Genomic DNA, 19,950 nt, shown 5'->3' with positions numbered 1-19,950 from the left:
AGCATAAAAAAAAGCAGCGGATAAAATCCGGCTGCTTATTTCGTTTCGCGGTGAAGAGTCACACGCTTTAATTTCGGGCAATATTTTTTTAGCTCAAGACGGTCTGGGTTGTTACGCTTGTTCTTAGTTGTAATATAGTTACGCTCACCAGTTTCTGTGCAAGCTAAAGTAATGTTTACACGCATTATTGTTTCCCTCCAAACATATACATCTTCTACTATTCATACGACTTTTCTATAATATCACTTTTCTTTCGGAAATGCTAGTCCGTTTTTCATTCTATCACTTAAATTTGAAACCTCTTCCTCCAATGCTCCTTCAATGGCATAGACTTTGCCTTGTTTCACTTCAAAAGGCTTGAATGAGAAGTCTAACATATAGACCATCATATTAAGACCATTGGTAATTGGATAGTAATAAAGGCTTCCGTTACTAAGGGATTTCTTCCATAGTTGTAAGCCTTTCAAGTTCAGGGGATAGATGGATTTCTTAACAGAGCCCGCGCAGGAAACAATATTCGTGATGGCAACAAGTTTACCACTGTAATTCCAGAACGTATCCTTGGATAGTGATAATACCCCAACTCCATCTTCTTTACAAGCGAGCCATTCAATGAGAAAGAAAACCTTAAGCCGCCTGCTTTCCTTTGTGGTATTTTCCATTTCAAAGTGTAAGGATTCTCCCCACCCTTCAAGATGTTCATGAATTTTTACCCTTATGCCGGTAAGAGAGGTTAGTTTCTCTGAGTAAAGGGGTACATATTCATTATTCCTGTTCCAGGCTATTCCTTGGATATGGAATTTTCCATTCGGATTCTCCTTCATTAGCCTCTACACCTTTTGCCAGATTTTTATTTTCTTTCCATAATATCTGGCAAGCTCCCTTGCCAGATTTCGTCTGTCAGCTTTGGAATAAATGATGAATCCTCTTTTTGGATCACTGATGATTTTCGTCCGGCCGCCATCTCTATGGTCAAAAACGATTTCTTTCTGACTGGAGGAAGACGGAACCGTTTCCAGTAATTTAGCAAGGACGATGGGCTTCTTACCATTTGGACACGCTACTTGAAGTCTGGTGATAAAAGGCTCAATAATGTCTTTAGAGTGGTGGAAGCCTTTTTTTAAGGAGGGGGGAGAATATTGCCCCCTCATGAGGTCATCACGTGCGCATTTATATTCTTCCGGGTTTCCGATATCTCTCCAATAAGCACTAGTTTTAAAAACATAGACTTCCTCATTGTTCGTAAGAAGTTGCGGAATGAAATCCTGACCAAAATCCCTCGCTCCTAAGTGGGCATAGCGATCAAGCAGTCGTGGATCTAACATGTATACCCCGGTGTTCACCTCATTTCCTACCCACTCTTCCGGCTTTTCGATAAAATCAACCAATTTACGCTTTTCGTCTGTATGACAAATCCCATATTCTTTTGGATTCTCTACTTCTTTTGAGACAACGGTCATTACCGCTCTTTTCTCGTAATGGAATTCAATGACTTTATCTATTGGTATATTCGTGAATGCATCTCCACTCAACACCAGGAACGGTTCACGGAGTCTGTGCCTGGCGAGGAAAATCCCTCCTGCTGTTCCAAGGGGGGATTTTTCCTCCAGATAGGTAATGTTTACATTGAAACGTTTTCCATCACCAAAATAGTCTTTAATCGTTTCACTTTTGTAACAGGTGGTGATGAGAATATCTTTAATTCCATATGACCTGAGGAGGGTGATGCTGTACTCCAGAATTGGCTTATTCAAAATCGGAACCATCGGCTTTGCAATCGACATTGTATAGGGCCTTAACCGCTTGCCTTCTCCACCTGCCAATATCACGGCCTTCATCTTTTTATGCCTTCTACTTTTGATTGAAGAAGCACATCATCGTATACGTGGATAGTTTGTTCAGCGATTCGATCCCAACTAAACATGGATTGAGCCATTTTGAAACCGAGGTTCCCTAATTTCTCCGATTTTGAAGGATTTTCAATTAAAGAGACCAATTGTCCATAAAGGCTTTGTTCATGATTGGGCTCAAATAATAAGCCGGTTTGCTCATGTTTCACGATTGATTTAAGTCCTCCTGTATTGGATGCGACCACTCCTTTACGGAAAGCCATCGCTTCCAGGGCAACAATGCCGAATGGCTCATAAAGGCTTGGGAATATAACCGCTAAACAATTTTTCAAATAGTCATTCCGCTCCCTATCAGAAATGTATCCAATGAAGGACACACAATCACTCAGGTCTTCATGGGCTACCGTTTGACGATAATGCTCTAACATCGGGCCTTTTCCCGCTATGATAAAAGAGATGTTGAACCCTTCTCTCTTTAATTCCGAGGCTACCCTGATAATCGTGTCGAACCCTTTCTCATGAACCATCCGTCCGATTGAAAAGAAATACGGTGTGGATGGCCGTTCAAAGCTATAAGGAGAAGATTGATCAAGCTTCTCTAACTCCACGCCATTTGGTATCACTGCGACTGGAGCTTCGATAGTAAATAAGCTCTTGATTTCCTCTTTCATATGCTCACTGCACACAATAAGGTGGTCAGATGCACTAATGAGAAGCTGCTCCTCCCGGTGAATCTTGTGTTGTAAATCGGTATATATTCCTTGATTGCGTCCATGTTCAGTGGCGTGAATGGTTGTGATGAGTGGAACCCTATAGTACTCTTTCAGTTTCATCGCTGAAGTGGATACAATCCAATCGTGGGCATGAATATGAGTGATTCTTTCATCTCTTATTAGATCATGAGCGTAATGAATGAACGCCTGATTTAAATCAAATACCCATTTAAAGAAGTCTTCTTCATATGGATGCAGGGGATGCACACGGTGAATCGTCACCCCTTCCATTTTCTCAAGTGACAGGGCATCATTTGCTTTGGTCGTAAGAACGTGCACCTTTTTCCCTTTTTTCACAAGATTATTAGCCAGGTCATAAACATGCCTCGAGAGTCCCCCTACGATATTCGGCGGGTATTCCCATGAGAGGATCAGAACGGAATCCTGCTTCATTGCTTTTTCTTCTACATTGCCTGCGAAAAGCTTTTCGAGGATTTCATCAGATGGAAATGGAACGACCCTTTTACGATGAAGGAATAAATGTTCATCAACCTGACCTTCCGCTATCATATCAAGTAAGCTGTCAAAATGAATAGTCGTCAAGCCAGACTCAAAATTCGCACCTTCAATGCTCGCGATCCATTCCCGCATTAATTGATGTGCTACCTCTGTCTGTCCTGCAGATGAATACAGGTCGTCAAGTTTCTCTTCCATACGATGAATGATTCGAATATTCTTCATGGCCGCGTCAGAAAGAATAGGGGTTTGCTTCTCCATCCCAAGATATCCGAAACCTACTCTGGAAAGTGCTGTAGAAGATTCCATATTCTCCTCTAATGAGCGTGTGAACTCCCCGGTTATCCATTCATCGTAGCTTGAATGATCCTCGATGAAAACAACGGAGAGTGAATGATCGTTCTCTTGCAATGCTCCGATTCTTCCTTCTGTTACCGGTATTAGCTTTAACCCCCTAGGTGTTCTAATGACACCGCTATCCTTCTCTTTTTCACTATGTTCATACGAGTAGGAGGAAATAAATGTGAATTCAATTCCTTGCTTAGTAAGGTATAAGTCAATTCCAGGAACATACGCTGCCTGGGGTAACCAAAAGTACTTCGGAATCATTTGGAAATACTGCTTATACAACAATGTACTAATGCGCACCTGAGATTCAATCGCCCTCGGAGTCCTGTAATGCGTCAGTGGAAATGAGCTTACAGTTGTAGGAATCACGGTAGCTTTCCCTTCCACCACCAGACTCTTATAAGCTTGTACGAAATTCATGTCATGGGTCGTCCACTGAGAATAGATCAGCTGCCATTTACTCTTTTCATGCGGCTCTGCTTGTAGAAGGTTGGATTGAATGATTGAGTGAGCTTTCTCCTTAAACTCTTCACTCATAAAAAGTGAGAAGAGGGTAGGGTTCATCACGACAGGTATAGAGGAAGCTCCGTTACGCTGCAGAAGATCTAACAATGCACTATTTTCAAGAAGGATGGAAGTAAGTAAGTCTTCCCGTTCATTACATTGTGAAAAAGCCAGTTCGTTAAATTGTGGATATATCATCACTGCCGAAAGTCCTTTCATGCCTTTTCCTCCTGATTCATTACATAGTACGAATAGGTGCTCACATGCTCCACCCATTTCGGTTCTTTAATTAATCCTTGCTCATATTCAAATAACTCTTTCATACTATGATACTCCTGCTGATGGGACGTTCTTGGGGTGTGGATTACATTGGAACGGGTGAATGCAACGAAGTCACCGGACGGTAAGCGCAATCCAATTTCCATACAATAGCTTCTGTTTTCCTTTAGGCCATTTACAAACCAATCACTCTCGGTATGGGGAACATATGAATCTGAGTATGTGTGATGATTATGTCCGTTAAAGGAAATAGATGTAATATCATATAAACGAAGGACAAAAGGTTGAGGGTCATCATTCATTTTAAAATGGCTTTTCACATGGCGAATCCATTCTTGAGTAATGTCCCAATAGCAATAGATTCTCGATGACGCAGAGAACATGATTGATAATTCAGTGGCACGCGGGTTTTTCGCACGGGGCTTAGGCATCTTTCTTCCAAAGGAAGCTCTTCCTATCCGTTTTTTCGGTATTTTCGGCTCAATCACTTCTATAGGGACACCCTCATTTACAGTAGAGTTTCCATGAGCCTTCTGATACTTCACCCATTGATATTGAACTTTCCCCACGGTAGTATTCAGCTCTTTGGCAATTTTCCTGAATGACACTCCTTGTTCTTTTAACCGAATGATTTCTGTGATCAAAACAATTCCTCCTAAAGAGTAACCAAATATTATATAATTTCGATCTAAAAATTATGACAATTATCCATAAATTCATCGTAACACCCTATTCAAAAACCTACAATAAACGCATTTTGTCGTATCTTGTTAAACGTGGTGATAGTGGGGTTTATCATGCATTTTTTTTGCAAATTATTATGCTGGAATGATATTAAAGCGATTACATTATCGGAACGACAAGATTCTTTCATAATTGCCCAGTGTCATTCGACAAAATATTGGTTCTTTCCACAAATTTATCCTTCCACCTTATAGAGATAAGCCATTATCTATGCTATAACTAAAGGAGAATAATACTGCATGAGGTGATATAGTGGATTTACTATTCATTGGATTAGTAAGCTTCTCTATCCTATTACTAGTCATTTCGTTTTTCCAACGGGATCGGTATCGCGATATTGAAAAAGACATAGAAGAATTGTCAATGAATGTTCTTCAGGAGCATTATCAACTAAAGAAGAGAATACGGATACTTGAAGAAGAGTTGATGGTGAATGGCGATGCTCCTTTACAAAGAACAGCTCCTGTCAGAAAACCCATTCATGAGGTTGTGAAAAATCAGGTCATTGCTTTATATCAGCAAGGGATACCTGTCGAACAAATCGCAAAGCAATCTGCACTTTCTAAAACAGAAGTTCAGCAACTTATTTCGAAGCTGTAAGAAGAGGGTCATGAATTAAATTAAATTTATTGACTAAAATGCTGCTCAATAGAAGGCATAGAAAAAGCTGTCCATGTACGGGACAGCTTTTTTTGATAGTTTCTATTCATTCAAGTCGTAACGACGGCCTTTCACTAGATAGAATACACCTTCTGCAATGTTCGTTGAATGATCCGCAGCTCTTTCAAGATAACGGCAGATGAACGAGAGCTGAGTAATCTGAGCCGTGAATTCAGGCTTTTCTTTATTGAGAGTCAGAAGCTCTACAATCGTTTCACCATATAAGTCATCCACCTTATCATCCATATCAGCGATTTTCTTTGCTTTCGCCACATCTTCTTCGACAAATGATTCTAATGTAAGCTGAATCATTTCAGATGTGATGGCATGCATTTCTTTAATGTGATGAATCGGTTTGATCAGAGGTTCATTACCAATACGGATCGTTGATTTCGCTACGTTCACAGCGAAATCTGCGATTCTTTCCAAGTCTGAAGCAATTTTGATAGCCACGATGATTCTTCTTAAATCAGTTGCCACCGGTTGTTGCTTAGCTATAGTCAGAATGGCTAAATCATTGATTTCCTCTTCCAGATCATCGGCTTTCTGGTCTCCCTCGATAATGGCAAGCGCCGTATCAACATCCTTCTCTTCTAGCGCCACAATACTTCTCTCAAGTGCAACCTTCGCTATATTACCCAGATCCATTAATTTGGTCTGCAACTCTTTCAAATTCGCATCAAATTGTCCTCTTACTGCCATGATTATACCCCTTCCTCTTTCAACACTTAAGCTTCTCAATAGTAGGAATTAAACATCCGGTGATATTTATCCTTCTTCAAATGTGAATTAACCGAAACGACCCGAGATATAGTCTTCTGTACGCTTATCAGATGGCGTAGAGAAGATTTTATCTGTTTTGTCAAATTCAATTACTTCCCCGTTCAGGAAGAAGGCTGTGCGGTCTGAAATACGTGCAGCCTGTTGCATATTATGAGTAACAATAATGATACTGTATTCTGTCTTCAACTCTTGAACCAGTTCTTCAATCTTTAATGTAGAAATCGGATCCAGAGCAGAAGTAGGTTCATCCATCAGAATGACATCGGGCTCAATAGCAAGACATCTTGCTATACAGATACGCTGCTGTTGTCCACCCGATAGACCATATGCATTTTGAGTCAGACGATCTTTCACTTCATCCCAAATCGCTGCACCACGCAAGCTTTTTTCCACAATTTCATCCAATACTTTTTTGTTTTTGATTCCGTGGATACGGGGACCGTAAGCAATGTTGTCATAAATCGACTTAGGGAACGGATTAGGTTTTTGGAAGACCATTCCCACCTTCGTTCTTAATTCCTCGACACGATAATTACGATCGAAAATATTACGCTCACGATAAAAGATATCGCCTGAAGTTTTTACGCTTGGAATCAGCTCGATCATACGATTTAATGTTTTAATATAAGTGGATTTCCCACAACCGGATGGACCGATGATGGCCGTCACTTCATTTTCCATAATATCTAAATCAATATTTTTTAACGCATGATTCGTGCCGTACCATAAGTTAAGCTGCTTTGTCTGATAAACGGGCTTTTTACTTACCGAACGATTGATCATACCTTTATTATTGTTGTTCACCATTGTTGTTTCCATAATTGAAAGCCTCCTTCATCCATTAAAAACTAATAAATAAGAGATATTAATATCTTTTTTGAAATTTATTACGAATCAGCACTGCGATCGAGTTCATTAGTAACAGTAAGCCTAACAGGATAATAATACCTGCCGCTGCTACATCATGGAAATCTGCTTGTGGCCGTTTTGTCCAATCGTAAATTTGCATTGGAAGTGCTGTAAATGTATCCAAGATGGAACCTGGTGTAAATAGTAAAATCGTTGGTACCCCAATAACGACGAGTGGAGCTGTTTCTCCGATTGCACGGGAAAATGCTAAAATGCTTCCTGTCAGAATCCCGGGAATTGCGGCTGGTAATACGACTCTAGTAATAGTCTGCCACTTTGTAGCTCCCATACCATACGATGCATCCCTTAATTCTCTTGGTACAGAACGAATAGCTTCTTGTGCTGCAACAATAATGACAGGCAAAATAAGCAAACTCATCGTCAAACCGGCTGCCAGTACACTTTGACCAAGGGCAAAAGCCCGGGCAAAGATCGTCAAACCTAAAAGACCAAATACAACGGAAGGAACTCCTGCTAGGTTAGAAATATTAACTTTGATAAATTTATTGATTTTGTTTTGTTTAGCATATTCTTCTAAATAAATGGCCGTTCCCACTGCTAATATGAATGAAACGATGACAACAACGAACATCAGCCAGATCGTTCCCATAAAGGCGGCATAAATCCCTGCTTTTTCAGGGAACCTCGATCCCACATTTTGTAGAAATTGCAGATCCAAGTATCCAATTCCTTGAGTGAATACCCGATACAATAGTACAGCTAACACGACTAAGCCAAATAAAGTCGCCAGGAAGAAAAGCCCTTTAAAGACGCTATTCACCATTAGTCTGGAAGACATCTTCTTTAAGACATTTTCATGATTGATATACTTCATGATTAATACTCCTCTCTGAATCGCTTAGAGATGTATTGGGCAAGCAGGTTCATACCAAGCGTGAATAAGAATAATGTGAAACCTACTGCATAAATACTATAGTAAATCGTCGTTCCATACCCTGCATCTCCTGTACTTACCTGAACGATGTACGCTGTCATCGTTTGGATGGAATCAGTAACATTCCAAGAAAGGTTTGGAGAAGCTCCTGCAGCAACCGTTACAATCATGGTTTCCCCAATCGCACGGGAGATGGCAAGAACAATCGATGCAACGATGCCTGATACAGCAGCGGGCAAAACAACCTTAAGTGCCACTTCTAATTTAGTTGCCCCTAATGCCTGTGCACCTTCACGTATGGAATTCGGAACAGACGACATCGCGTCTTCAGATAGAGAAGCAATCATGGGAATAATCATGATCCCCACTACAATTCCAGGACTTAATGCATTAAATATACTTAATCCAGGTATAAATGACTTCAATAAAGGGGTAACGAATGTTAGAGCAAAGAACCCAAATACAATCGTTGGAATCCCCGCTAACACTTCCAATATCGGTTTGATGAACCGTCTTGAACGATCCGTTGCGTACTCACTCAAATAAATGGCGGAAGCAAGTCCTATCGGTACTGCTACCACTACAGCTATTCCGGTAATCTTCAATGTGCCCGAGATTAAAGGAATGATCCCGTAACTTGGATTCTGAATGGAAAAAGGAAACCATTCTGTTCCTGTTATGAACTGGAATACGGATACTCTTGAAAAGAATGTAAATGTTTCAAAGATAAGAGTAAATACGATACCTATGGTTGTTAATACTGAAACCCCGGCTATTGCAAATAAGATCCATGGTATAGACTTTTCAACAGAACGATTTAAGCCTTTACCACTTTTTTGTGCAATCATCTCTGAAACAGAGTATGATGATCCTTTTGAATTTGTAGCCATATAATGCAAACCCCTTTCATCCACATGACAAGATGAGAAGCAACTAATCGCTTCTCATCCGTTCATTTTGACTTTAACAACGATTAATACTTATTTAAGACCTTCTAATTTTTCAGTAGCTTCTTTGATTTTATCTTCAGGAAGACTTACATATCCAACTGCTTCTGCCATTTCAGCAGAGTTATCAAGAGTGAATTTCATGAAATCATATACAGCTTCATTATCTTTAACAGAAGCGTTTTTAGCATAAACGAACAATGGACGTGATAGTGGAGTGTATTCTCCGCTCTCGATTGTTTCGTTATTCGGCTCAACTCCGCCGATTTTCACTGCTTTAAGTTCTTCTTTATTTGCAAGGTAATAAGCATAACCGAAGAATCCGATTGCGTTTTTATCACCCGTTACACCTTGTACAAGAACGTTATCATCTTCAGAAAGCTGAATGTTTTGTTTAACCATATCTTTTTCTTCTAAAACTGCTTCATTGAAGTAATCATATGTTCCTGAATCAGTACCAGGAGAATAGAATTTAACTTCTTCATCCGGCCATTCCGGATTGATATCAGACCATTTCTTAGTCTTTCCATCTTCAAGCCAAAGCTTTTGAAGATCTTCAACAGTCATATCTTCTGCCCAGTCGTTTTCTTTGTTAACAACGATTGTAAGACCATCTTTAGCAACTTCGAATTCAGTGAAATCAATACCAGCTTCTTCTAGCTTTTGCTTTTCTTCGTCTTTGATTGGACGGGAAGCATTTGAAAGATCCGTTTCACCTGCGATGAACTTTTCAAATCCACCACCAGAACCGGAAACACCGATAGATACTTTTACATCAGGTTGTGTAGCTGCATATTCTTCGTTAACAGCTTCCATGATTGGAGCTACTGTTGATGAACCATCCATTTTTACGCTGCCGGAAAGTTGTTCTTCTGAACCACTTTCTGCTCCACCCTGAGCACCACATGCTCCTAATACAAGAGCTGATCCGATCATTGCTGACATTGCCAGATACTTAAAGCTTTTCATTCCTAAATTCCCCCTAAGAAACTTGGTTGTTTTGTCCTACGAGTAATAGATTAATAGATGAGTGTTAATGCGGTTTTAATCGTTTGTAAAGGTTTTGTAAATTCGACATGATTCTTCAACTTCAGACCCTTGCCAGAAGATGAAAAATCTAGTCAAACCCTTATTAAACATAGTATTGGGCAATGATTTGTAAATTATGTAGTTCCCTTAAAAAAATCATTTTTTATATCGATTTGATCCTGATTATCGTATATTTAATAAAAATGTTCTCTTGATTTTGAGTAAAAAGACTTAAAAATCACAAGAAAAAAGCTGATTCCCAGAAAATCATTTCGTGGAAACCAGCTAACGTTTGCTTAGTTATTCTGTTCTCTTTCCTCTTGCATTTGTTCTTCTGCCTCTTCAGCGTTTTCTACTTTTTTATTAACTGAAGTGGGATCTTTCTCTTCTTCTGCCCGTTTCTTCTTTAGTTCAAAGTACGTATCCATCACTCGCTTGGAAATGTATTTATTCACGTAAGGATCGGCTACTCCGCTTGCTTGGATATGAGAAGCAGGCACCATTGTGGCATACGCCACTTCCGGATTATCGAATGGGGCGTATCCGATGAGAGTCGTGTTGTAGTTCAGCTCTCCATCCACATACGTCTCAGCGGTGCCCGATTTACCTGCCGCATTATACGGTGCATTCTTGAATTGATCATACGCCGTTCCATCAGGGGAATGGTACACACGATAAAACCCTTTTTGGACGTGCTCGATTTGGGCTTGTGTCGCATCAATTCGATTCAGCACATTCGTTTCTTTTTCAAACAGGATTGGTCCCAAGCTTTCCAGATCGTTTGTCGGCTCTCTAATTTCTTTCATGATGTGTGGTTCCACGCGATATCCATCATTTGCAATCGTAGAGATATACTGAGCTAATTGCATCGTTGTATACGTATCGAACTGACCGATCGCTAAATCAAGTAAGAAACCTGGAGTGGTGTCTGTACCTGTAAGTCCGGAAGACTCACCAGGTAAGTCGATTCCAGTCGGCACACCCAATCCGAATTGAGCGTAGTGGTTCCGAAAGATGTCAAAGGCTTCGGGATTATTCACAATCGGCTCATTCGGTACATACTGACCTCCTGCTACTTTAAGAGCAACCTTCCACATATATGAATTAGAAGACTTCTCCAGAGCAAACAAGTCAGACATTGGAATTCGCTGGTATCTATTGAACCATGAAGATTTTGGCTTTGTTCCTTTGATTTTTAATGGTTCATCGATCAACACTTCTCCCGGTTTTAAATTCCCGGTCATATAACCAGTTAATACAGTAGCACCCTTTACCACGGACCCAACTTCATAAGAAGACGTAAAGGTTCCTAACGCAGCATCTCTCATCTCGTACTTGCCTGTTTCAGAGTTCTTCACATACTGTTTTCCTGCCATGGCTAATATTTCCCCAGTACTCGGGTCAATCATGACCACGTAAGCACGATCCAGGTTAGGAGACTCACCGCGATTCACAATCTGTTTTCGTAATTCTTCTTCTATAATCTTTTCGACTTCACGTTGAAGCTCCATATCGATTGTCAGAACGATATCTTTTCCCCGTTGACCTTCTTGAACGAGTACAGATTCCAACACGCTACCGCCTTTAGTGACGTTTTTGATTTGTTCCTTTTGACCTTGCAGGACATCTTCATACTCTAATTCAACGTAACTCTTCCCTACTCGATCATTCCGGTTGTAGTCCTTCGCTAAATAGGAATCTACCAGGTTCTTCGGCAAACCTTCTCTTGAGGAAGATACGTTCCCAAGAATCGTCCTCAACGTATCATCAAATACGTAGGATCGCTTCCAGTCTGTAGTGGTATTGATGCCGGGAAGTTCACTGAGATGTTCACTGACGACGGCGAATTCTTCAGGGGTGACCCCTTCGTTCTTCACTACTTGCGGATTTAATGCATATCCGCTGGAGAATTCACGATAAATCGCAATGATTTCTAGATCTTTTTCAGTCAGTGATGCTAACTCGTCTTCTGTGATTCGATCTAGTCTCATTTGGTACACTTTCGCATTTACATCATCTTCAGATAAATCTTCATTGCCTTGAAGCTTTTTAATTTCCTTTTCTGTCACCTTTTTGTCTGCTTGCTCTTTATTGTTTAATAACCAATAGTCTTTCTTGTCTCTTTCTGTCACTTCTTTAGTATCTTTTTCAATGTACTCAGAAAGCTTGGCAGCAACCTCCATCATCTCTTCGATCTTGGTGTTGTTTGCACGAGTATACGTAATTGCATTTAACGGTACATTATCCACGATTACATTCCCATAACGGTCATACATTTTCCCTCGTGGCACACCTGTATTAACGACAACATCCTCTGTTCTTTCTACTTCCTTCTTGTAGCTTTCTCCGTTCACTATTTGAACGAGTCCCAGTCTAAGAACCAGAAGAGAGAATAATAAGAACACGGCAAAAAACAGCAGATTCATCCGAACGGGAACATGCGTCTTTCTTTTTCTCTTATTTCTTTTCAATCTTTCCAACCCTTCCTCTATGTAAAAATATCTTTATATCGTTACCATCCCTTCTTATTTTATAGAAAATTACAGGGATAATCTAGACATAAGCAAAGAGAGGAAATCTTTCCCTCTCTTTGCTTAAATATCCTAAATCGGTAAGTCCACTTTTCGCACGAAGAAATATATGAGGGTATGACCCGCTCCTAGCATTAATAGGAGGATTGGGATACTCTCTTCGTGGTTAAAAAATGTGACGGCAATGATGAAAGCCAGGACTGAAACAATTCTTCCTGAATTCAAGAAGATCTCCCTCACGACAATATACTCGATTCTCATTTCAGCGGCGTTCCATCCCGTTCCGATTACATCATATGTCATTGAAATATAAGGTACCAGAAGTATGGGATATGCAATGGCAATCACACCGGCATAGAGCAATAACTTCGTATAAGTGACATCAAACACAATCAAGAATATTGCCAGATAAAGTAGGATTCCACCTAATAAAATGGCCTTTTTTCGAAACTTTTTTTTAATGACCCGCGATGCAATGTAATAGCCTACGAATGCGATCCCTGAGTTTATGAGTCCGAAGGTACCGATGGCAAATTCACTTCCTGTACTGATGAACACAAATACAGAAATAATGAAGATAAACGTTCCTTCTCTCAACCCCTGGAAGAAGTGGGCGTTCGTAATGAAGCGCCAGTTAGCATTGTTTTTCCTTTCTTCCAGAATTCTGAGGAATAGATATCGTCCCGATGCAGGGCGTCTTTTTAGAAAGAAGCTCAAAAGAACGGCTACTGCAAATAGCAGGAGAGATAATCCGAATACAATGGTATAGCCCTTATACGAAGCAAATCTGGAGATGATAAAACCTGCGAGGATCGGTCCGATCATTCCTCCAGCTGACGTTAATGTACCGAGGAAACCATTGAAGAAATCTCTCGTTTCAGGTTCCGTAATTTCAAAGGTCAGTACATTAAACGCTAACCAATAGAAGCCGTAGCCGATACCGAGCAACGCTCCTAACACAACCAGGTAATTTTCGGCCGACTCACCGAAAGCCAGTACAGATATGTAAAATAGAGCCAAAAAAATAACCCCGAAGCGTAATACAATCACCCGGTCTACTTTCTTTGCCCACCTTCCAGCTAATATAAAAGTTAATGGCTGAAAGATGACAACGGTTAAATTATAGATGCCTAAATCAATAAATTCACCTGATTGCTTCCACAAGTAGATGTTTACAAATGTGTTTGAGAGCGCAATACTCAAAGAATATAATCCGCCAATCAACAGCAGCAGAGTAAGATCTCTTGTTAAATCAATATCGCCTAATAACTTTTTATAGCTACTCATTTAAAAAACTCCCCTTTAACGTACCCCTATCTTGTGAAAAAGGGAGGGAAGTTATACAAAAAAAAGAGAGGTTCTTAAAAGAACCTCTCCTCGTACGATTAAATTATTTAGCAGCTGAATAAAGCTTGGCTACTTCATCCCAGTTTACAACGTTCCAGAACGCACCGATGTAGTCAGGGCGACGGTTTTGATAATTCAGGTAGTAAGCATGCTCCCAAACGTCAAGACCTAAAACAGGCGTTTTACCTTCCATTAGAGGGCTATCCTGGTTTGGTGTGCTTGTTACTTCTAATTCACCGTTGTTTACCACTAGCCAAGCCCAACCTGAGCCAAAGCGGGTAGCAGCAGCGTTAGCGAACTCTTCTTTAAATGAATCGAAGCTACCGAACTTGGAAGAGATGGCATCAGCCAGCTCTCCAGATGGAGCGCCTCCACCATTCGGAGATAATACTGTCCAGAATAGAGAGTGATTAGCGTGGCCGCCACCATTGTTGCGTACTGCAGTACGAGCACCTTCAGGAACAGCGTCTAAGTTAGAAACAAGATCTTCAATGGATTTGCTTAGTAAATCATCGTGACCTTGAAGTGCATCATTTACTTTCGTAACATATGCGTTATGGTGTTTCGTGTGGTGAATGTTCATTGTTTCCTTGTCGATATGAGGTTCTAATGCATCATATGCGTAAGGTAATTGCGGTAATTCGTAAGCCATTATAAATTCCTCCCTATGTATAGTTTCCTGAACAATGAATTCAGGCCGTTTCAGTATTAGATTACCAAAACTACTATATCTGTTCAAATATTTTGCCTTCTATTTCTCACTTTTCTCGTACAAGAATAAAATCCCCTATATTTTCATTACTAGTCATGAGAATGTATTTCCCCCTCAGATGACAAAAAAGAAATATACAGCCATGACAATCTGGATGATTCCTTTTGTCACGACACTGGAGATGAATCCAACTACTGATCCAACACCTACTTTTACGGCAGTCTTTAGATTGGATCTGTGTACGACCCATTCACCTATGATTGCACCTAAAAACGGGCCGATCAGAATCCCGATGACAGGAATGACAAAAGGGCCTAAAAGCAAACCGATCGTACTTCCCCATATCCCTGCTTTCGTGCCACCAAATTTCTTTACCCCTATGAGGTTCGCCATGTAATCAGCACCGAAAAGAAGAACCACAAACAGAACCTGCACAGTCCAGAATAACCAGCTAAAGGGTTCAAAGCTGAAAAAGACGCCGTATAAAATAAAGCTTCCAATCAGAAAGACGACACTCGGTAAGATCGGATATATCAATCCCACAAAGGCTAAAATCATTAATACGATGATAATACTCCAATAAACGATTTCCATCTTTTAACACCTCCCATTCAGTATAAAAAAAACTGACTCATTTGACAAATATCAAACGAGTCAGCACTTGTATTACTCTACTTCTAAAACCGCTTCGGCAATATTGACTGCATGATCTCCGATACGTTCTAAGTTACTGACGATATCGACAAACACGATACCTGCTTGTCCAGAACATTTCCCTTCGTTCATACGCAGTATGTGTTGCTTACGAAGCTTTCTTTCCATCTTATCGATCTGATCTTCTTTTTCAGCTACTTCCCTTGCAATATCAGTATCGTTTAAGTCTAAAGATTTCAACGCTTTTTCCACTGTTTCGATTGTTAGGTTGAACATTACTTCAAGGTCATTCATTGCATCATCCGTAATTTTAACCTTGTTGGTTTGTTGATATTCAATCAGTTCAACAATATTCTCGAAATGATCTCCTACACGTTCGATGTCGCGTACGGTATCCATTAAGATGGAATGACGTTCGGATTCATTTTCAGACAATGAAGCAGAAGATAAATCAACCAGGTAATTCGTAATTTTCTTATCAAGATTATTAATGGCACCTTCAATTTGATAAGCTGCCTCTGCATTCTTAGAGCTCTTTGACTTCAAGAACTCATTGGTTTCTTCTAATCCCTTAACAGCAAATTTACCCATGCGCAGTACTTCTTCCTTTGCTTGACCTAAAGCGATAGAAGGTGATTGTTCAATAAACATTGGATCTAAATGTTTAGAGTTATAATCAACAAGTGAATCCTGCCCAGGGATCAATTTCGTTACGATCACTGCTAATAGAGCGATGAACGGGAACTGAATAATCGTATTCGTTATATTAAATGAGCCGTGAGCAAAAGCGATTGTCATCGGTTCATTCAGGTTAAATGAAGATTGTAAAAACAGAACAAACTTAGTAAAAAATGGCAAAATGATTAAAAAGATTGTTGAGCCAATCAGATTAAAGAGTACATGGACTGCTGCAGCGCGTCTTGCAGCGACCGAAGCACCCAAAGCTGCCAGAACTGCCGTAATGGTCGTTCCGATATTATCCCCGAATAAAATAGGAAGTGCTGCCTGGATGTCCACTAAATCCGAACTGTATAGCTCTTGTAAAATACCGATTGTAGCTGATGAACTTTGAACAATCACAGTGAATAATGTACCGATCACAACTCCAAGAATCGGACTGGCACTCATACTTACTGTTAAATCATGAAAAGCCTCAAGTGAACGAAGTGGTTTCATTCCTCCACCCATTAACTCCAGTCCATAGAATAATGCACCGAAACCAAATATCATCTGTCCAAGATTATGCACTTTCTTGTTTTTAAAGAAGAATAACATGACGGTACCGACTGCAATAATTGGTAATGCATATTCACCGATATCAATCCCGATGATAAACGCTGTTACCGTTGTGCCGATATTCGCACCCATGATGACACCGATCGCTTGTCTGAGTGTCATGAAGCCTGCACTTACTAATCCGACTACGATAACCGTTGTTCCACTACTGGACTGTATTAAGACTGTAACAAAAATACCTGCCAATACGCCCATGAATGGGTTAGTCGTGAACTTATCAAGAATTTCTTTCAGGCGTTCACCGGCAGACTTTTGAAGTCCGTCCCCCATATACTTTATCCCGAAGAGGAAAATCCCTAATCCTCCAAAGAACTGAAACAACATCTCTTGCCAATTTAATTCCATTTTTTCAACCCCTACATATATTTTCGACATTAAACAACAAAAACCCCATATCATTTTTAATATATTATAGAGCAAAGGTAAATACTTTTTACCCCAAATTTACAATAGGTTAATAAAACTCGACTTTTATTACAAATATGTTACAAAATATAATCATTTCAAATTGTTAATATTCTCTACACTTGATGCAATAGAAAGACAAGCATAAAATAGGAAGGGTATGCACGAAAGGAGAAAAGTATAAATGAATGTATTTCAACAATTGTATAAAAGTATCTATTCCCCAAAAGACATTGCAACATTCCGCTTTCAGGGAATTGGCAAGACGATCCGTTACATATTCTTATTGGCACTAATATCCATTTTACCAGTGGCTATACAGTTTATATCGTTTGCAACAAGTGCCATCGACAATGTAAGAGAATCAGTGGAAGCTGAATTTCCACCCTTTACAATAGAAAATGGTTCGTTATCTGCAGATCAATCAGAACCTATCACGCTTGATAAGGACAATATCACCATCATCTTTGACAGTACAGGAGAACTTAAGGAAGAAAAACTTGACGCAAACGATGATACGATTGCCTTTTTGGAAAAGAGTTTTGTAGTCATCAATCAAGGAAATGTTCAATCTTCTTCCTATAGTTTATTTGGAGATACAGCTCTTACAAAGAATGGACTAATTGATTTATTGGATTCGTTAATAGATATGAAATGGATCCTCCTTCCCGTAGCGTTATTCTTTCTTTACTTATTCACTTCTGGAATGACGTTCTTGAAGATCACGTTGTTCGCCATAATCGGTATTACGTTTGCCAATGTCCTTAAACGAAACGTTAGCTACCGGCAAAGCTTTCGGATGACCGCCTATTCCGCGACGGTTTCCACCTTATTTTTTACCCTAATGGAAATGCTGCAAACCTATATTCCTGCAGCCCCGATATTGGATTGGTTTGTGATCACCGTCATTCTTTACTTAGTCGTGAAAGAGATCCCCCAAAAGAGGATCCGGGCATAATTAAAATCCCTGTCTCACCCGGAGACAGGGATTTCCCTTTTACGTCATTTTTTATAGGAACTATTCAGCTCCCTATAACTTGAATTGCCTGCTTAATTCCTTTAGTTGGTTAGAAGCATTCAATAGCTTTTCTCCTACTTCATGGGTATTCCTAACCTTTTCGTGCTGCTCTTCAAAGGCAGCAAGCATCTGCTCCGTTCCCGCTAACGTTTCTTGTGAAACGGAAGAAAACGCCTCTGTTGAAGCCTCAACCTTAGGGAGAGATATTTCCAAATAGCCCAAATCCGCCTTCATATTTTGTAAATCCGTCGTAACACCATCTATTTCATTTTTCAACAGATCAAACGATTCTCGTGTATCAGTGGCTTCTGATACGTAGTACTGAAACTCTTTGAAAAATTGATCGAATTGCCTTGAAGCTTTTAACGTGATTGACTCCATAATATGAATGGTTTCACTTATATTCTTCGTAGCAACTGATGATTGATCTGCAAGCTTCTTCACTTCATTGGCGACAACAGCAAATCCACGACCGGATTCACCTGCCCGTGCGGCTTCAATCGTGGCATTGAGGGCAAGGAGCTTCGTTTGTTCAGCAATTTGATTAATCATTGAAATCACCGTGATGATGGTGGATGATTGTTCATGGACTTCTTGAATGATCTCATTCATTTGCTTGAAGTCTCCGGATACCCTGTTCAACCCCCCGACCATTTTATCAACCTTGTACTCCCCGTCACCCGCAGATTCATTCATATCCTTTGTTTTCTCAAAAACGGAATTCATTTTCATAAATATGGATTTTACGGTCCTATTCATTTCTTGGAAGTGGTTGACACTTACTTCGGAAGTACCTGCCGTTTCTTCTGCCCCTCCCTTCACCATTCGGACTGTTTCTACCATATACTCATTTTCTTTCAATAGTTCTGATGAAGAGGATTGAAGCTGTATCCCTGTAGATGTTAAACTGTCTGTAGTTTGATGAATATTATGTATTAAGTCTTTCATTTTCAGTGTCATCGAATCAAAACTTTTTTGAAGGGAAACGATCTCCGGCATCGTCGTTTCGACAGGGATGTTGGAGGACAGATCACCATCCCTTATTTTCTTCATCGATTCGCGCAATTGAGCGATAGGGGAGGTCAGCCGATTCACAAATAATAAGACAATGATAAAGGCAATCCCTACGCTAAGAACAATCATAACCATTGTATAGGCGGCCATCGATCGAATGTCCTGCATATACTCTTCCTGAGGGACAACGATCACGTATTCACCTTGCAGCTCTTGAATCGAATGAAAAGCCATCGTATAGGTCTCCCCCTCGATGGTTGTTTCGATGGTCCCTTTTTCAAGTCCTTCGATTTTACCTATAAGAGGTTTACCAAATTGTAATTCAGAACCTTTACTTACTGAAAAGGGTACAGCTTCAGAATCTTTAATAAAATAGAATTGTGCTTCTATATTATCTTGGATCAATGCTGTATCCTGTTTCTTGATCACATCATTCAGTTTTTTCTCAAACTGGTCCTGTTTACCGACATAAATGAGCATCAAGCTTTGTGCGATATCACTCATCGAGGTCACCTCTCGATCCAAACGCTGTTCCATAAGATGAATCGTAGCTTGTTTCGACTTTAAATAAGATATCCCTCCAATTGTTGAGCCAGTAAAAGCAATCAGGAGTAAAATGACGATCAATAATCGATTCTTTAATGTTAAACCCTTGAAAAATGGAACAATCATTTTCCTTTTTAGAACCCTTTTAATCCGCTGTGGCCATTCTCTTAAGAAGTTCAATATTTCCGACAAATTCATACACCCTTCCCTAATCTTTCCACATTTCATTTTCTCAAAGAAAGATGAAGGA

Annotated in this window: 18 protein-coding genes; 2 read left to right on the top strand and 16 right to left on the bottom strand. The window is 40.0% G+C overall.

Annotation, left to right across the window (positions count from 1 at the left end):
- Positions 1–35: 35 nt before the first annotated feature.
- The 5 genes from rpmG to ACQKFO_RS01360 are packed head-to-tail and all read right to left on the bottom strand — an operon-like array spanning position 36 to position 4,854.
- Positions 36–185: a 50S ribosomal protein L33 gene (gene rpmG, locus ACQKFO_RS01380; protein WP_064091498.1), complete on the bottom strand. Its 150-nt coding sequence runs from the start codon at positions 183–185 to the stop codon at positions 36–38.
- Between the two features lie 57 nt (positions 186–242).
- Entirely contained in the window at positions 243–824 is a 582-nt protein-coding gene (locus ACQKFO_RS01375; protein WP_427596540.1) for a hypothetical protein, read from the bottom strand.
- Positions 825–830: 6 nt separating this feature from the next.
- A complete protein-coding gene (locus ACQKFO_RS01370) occupies positions 831–1,838 on the bottom strand; it encodes a nucleotidyltransferase family protein (protein ID WP_427596539.1) in 1,008 nt (335 codons plus the stop codon).
- Positions 1,835–4,150 (bottom strand): glycosyltransferase, encoded by a 2,316-nt coding sequence (locus ACQKFO_RS01365; RefSeq protein ID WP_427596538.1) that lies wholly within the window; start codon positions 4,148–4,150, stop codon positions 1,835–1,837. The genes ACQKFO_RS01370 and ACQKFO_RS01365 overlap by 4 nt, the downstream gene beginning before the upstream one ends.
- Positions 4,147–4,854, bottom strand: coding sequence for a DUF4912 domain-containing protein (locus ACQKFO_RS01360; protein ID WP_427596537.1), 708 nt, complete (start codon positions 4,852–4,854; stop codon positions 4,147–4,149). The genes ACQKFO_RS01365 and ACQKFO_RS01360 overlap by 4 nt, the downstream gene beginning before the upstream one ends.
- A gap of 352 nt (positions 4,855–5,206) precedes the next feature.
- Here ACQKFO_RS01360 and ACQKFO_RS01355 point away from each other — a divergent pair, with 352 nt between their 5' ends.
- Positions 5,207–5,554: a helix-turn-helix domain-containing protein gene (locus ACQKFO_RS01355; RefSeq protein WP_427596536.1), complete on the top strand. Its 348-nt coding sequence runs from the start codon at positions 5,207–5,209 to the stop codon at positions 5,552–5,554.
- Between the two features lie 102 nt (positions 5,555–5,656).
- Here ACQKFO_RS01355 and phoU read toward each other — a convergent pair whose 3' ends face one another.
- From phoU to ACQKFO_RS01305, 10 genes are all read right to left on the bottom strand, one after another.
- Positions 5,657–6,316: a phosphate signaling complex protein PhoU gene (phoU, locus tag ACQKFO_RS01350; protein WP_427596535.1), complete on the bottom strand. Its 660-nt coding sequence runs from the start codon at positions 6,314–6,316 to the stop codon at positions 5,657–5,659.
- Positions 6,317–6,403: 87 nt separating this feature from the next.
- Complete coding sequence (pstB, locus tag ACQKFO_RS01345; protein WP_427597758.1) at positions 6,404–7,204, bottom strand: phosphate ABC transporter ATP-binding protein PstB; 801 nt, start codon at positions 7,202–7,204, stop codon at positions 6,404–6,406.
- A gap of 58 nt (positions 7,205–7,262) precedes the next feature.
- The gene (gene pstA / locus ACQKFO_RS01340) at positions 7,263–8,141 is read right to left on the bottom strand and encodes a phosphate ABC transporter permease PstA (RefSeq protein WP_427596534.1); all 879 of its coding nucleotides are present in this window, start codon (positions 8,139–8,141) and stop codon (positions 7,263–7,265) included.
- A gap of 2 nt (positions 8,142–8,143) precedes the next feature.
- Entirely contained in the window at positions 8,144–9,049 is a 906-nt protein-coding gene (pstC, locus tag ACQKFO_RS01335) for a phosphate ABC transporter permease subunit PstC (RefSeq protein ID WP_427597756.1), read from the bottom strand.
- A 132-nt stretch (positions 9,050–9,181) separates the two neighbouring features.
- Positions 9,182–10,117 carry a PstS family phosphate ABC transporter substrate-binding protein gene (locus tag ACQKFO_RS01330; protein WP_427596533.1) on the bottom strand — a complete coding sequence of 312 codons (936 nt, stop codon included), beginning with the start codon at positions 10,115–10,117 and terminating at the stop codon, positions 9,182–9,184.
- Positions 10,118–10,473: 356 nt separating this feature from the next.
- A complete protein-coding gene (locus tag ACQKFO_RS01325; RefSeq protein WP_427597755.1) occupies positions 10,474–12,669 on the bottom strand; it encodes a peptidoglycan D,D-transpeptidase FtsI family protein in 2,196 nt (731 codons plus the stop codon).
- Positions 12,670–12,780: 111 nt separating this feature from the next.
- Positions 12,781–13,995 carry an MFS transporter gene (locus tag ACQKFO_RS01320; RefSeq protein WP_427596532.1) on the bottom strand — a complete coding sequence of 405 codons (1,215 nt, stop codon included), beginning with the start codon at positions 13,993–13,995 and terminating at the stop codon, positions 12,781–12,783.
- Between the two features lie 103 nt (positions 13,996–14,098).
- A complete protein-coding gene (sodA, locus tag ACQKFO_RS01315) occupies positions 14,099–14,707 on the bottom strand; it encodes a superoxide dismutase SodA (protein ID WP_427596531.1) in 609 nt (202 codons plus the stop codon).
- A 174-nt stretch (positions 14,708–14,881) separates the two neighbouring features.
- Positions 14,882–15,361, bottom strand: coding sequence for a DUF456 domain-containing protein (locus tag ACQKFO_RS01310; protein WP_427596530.1), 480 nt, complete (start codon positions 15,359–15,361; stop codon positions 14,882–14,884).
- 72 nt (positions 15,362–15,433) lie between these two features.
- Positions 15,434–17,062 carry a Na/Pi cotransporter family protein gene (locus ACQKFO_RS01305; RefSeq protein WP_427596529.1) on the bottom strand — a complete coding sequence of 543 codons (1,629 nt, stop codon included), beginning with the start codon at positions 17,060–17,062 and terminating at the stop codon, positions 15,434–15,436.
- Positions 17,063–17,306: 244 nt separating this feature from the next.
- On the opposite strand from ACQKFO_RS01305, the gene ACQKFO_RS01300 reads away from it, so the two are divergent.
- Positions 17,307–18,080, top strand: coding sequence for a DUF1189 domain-containing protein (locus tag ACQKFO_RS01300; RefSeq protein WP_427596528.1), 774 nt, complete (start codon positions 17,307–17,309; stop codon positions 18,078–18,080).
- Positions 18,081–18,152: 72 nt separating this feature from the next.
- Here ACQKFO_RS01300 and ACQKFO_RS01295 read toward each other — a convergent pair whose 3' ends face one another.
- Positions 18,153–19,892, bottom strand: coding sequence for a methyl-accepting chemotaxis protein (locus tag ACQKFO_RS01295; protein ID WP_427596527.1), 1,740 nt, complete (start codon positions 19,890–19,892; stop codon positions 18,153–18,155).
- Positions 19,893–19,950 lie beyond the last annotated feature (58 nt).

This window comes from Rossellomorea sp. NPDC071047, from assembly GCF_050270195.1.
Classification (GTDB): Bacteria; Bacillota; Bacilli; order Bacillales; family Bacillaceae_B; genus Rossellomorea.
This window is presented reverse-complemented; position numbering and strand designations above follow the sequence as displayed.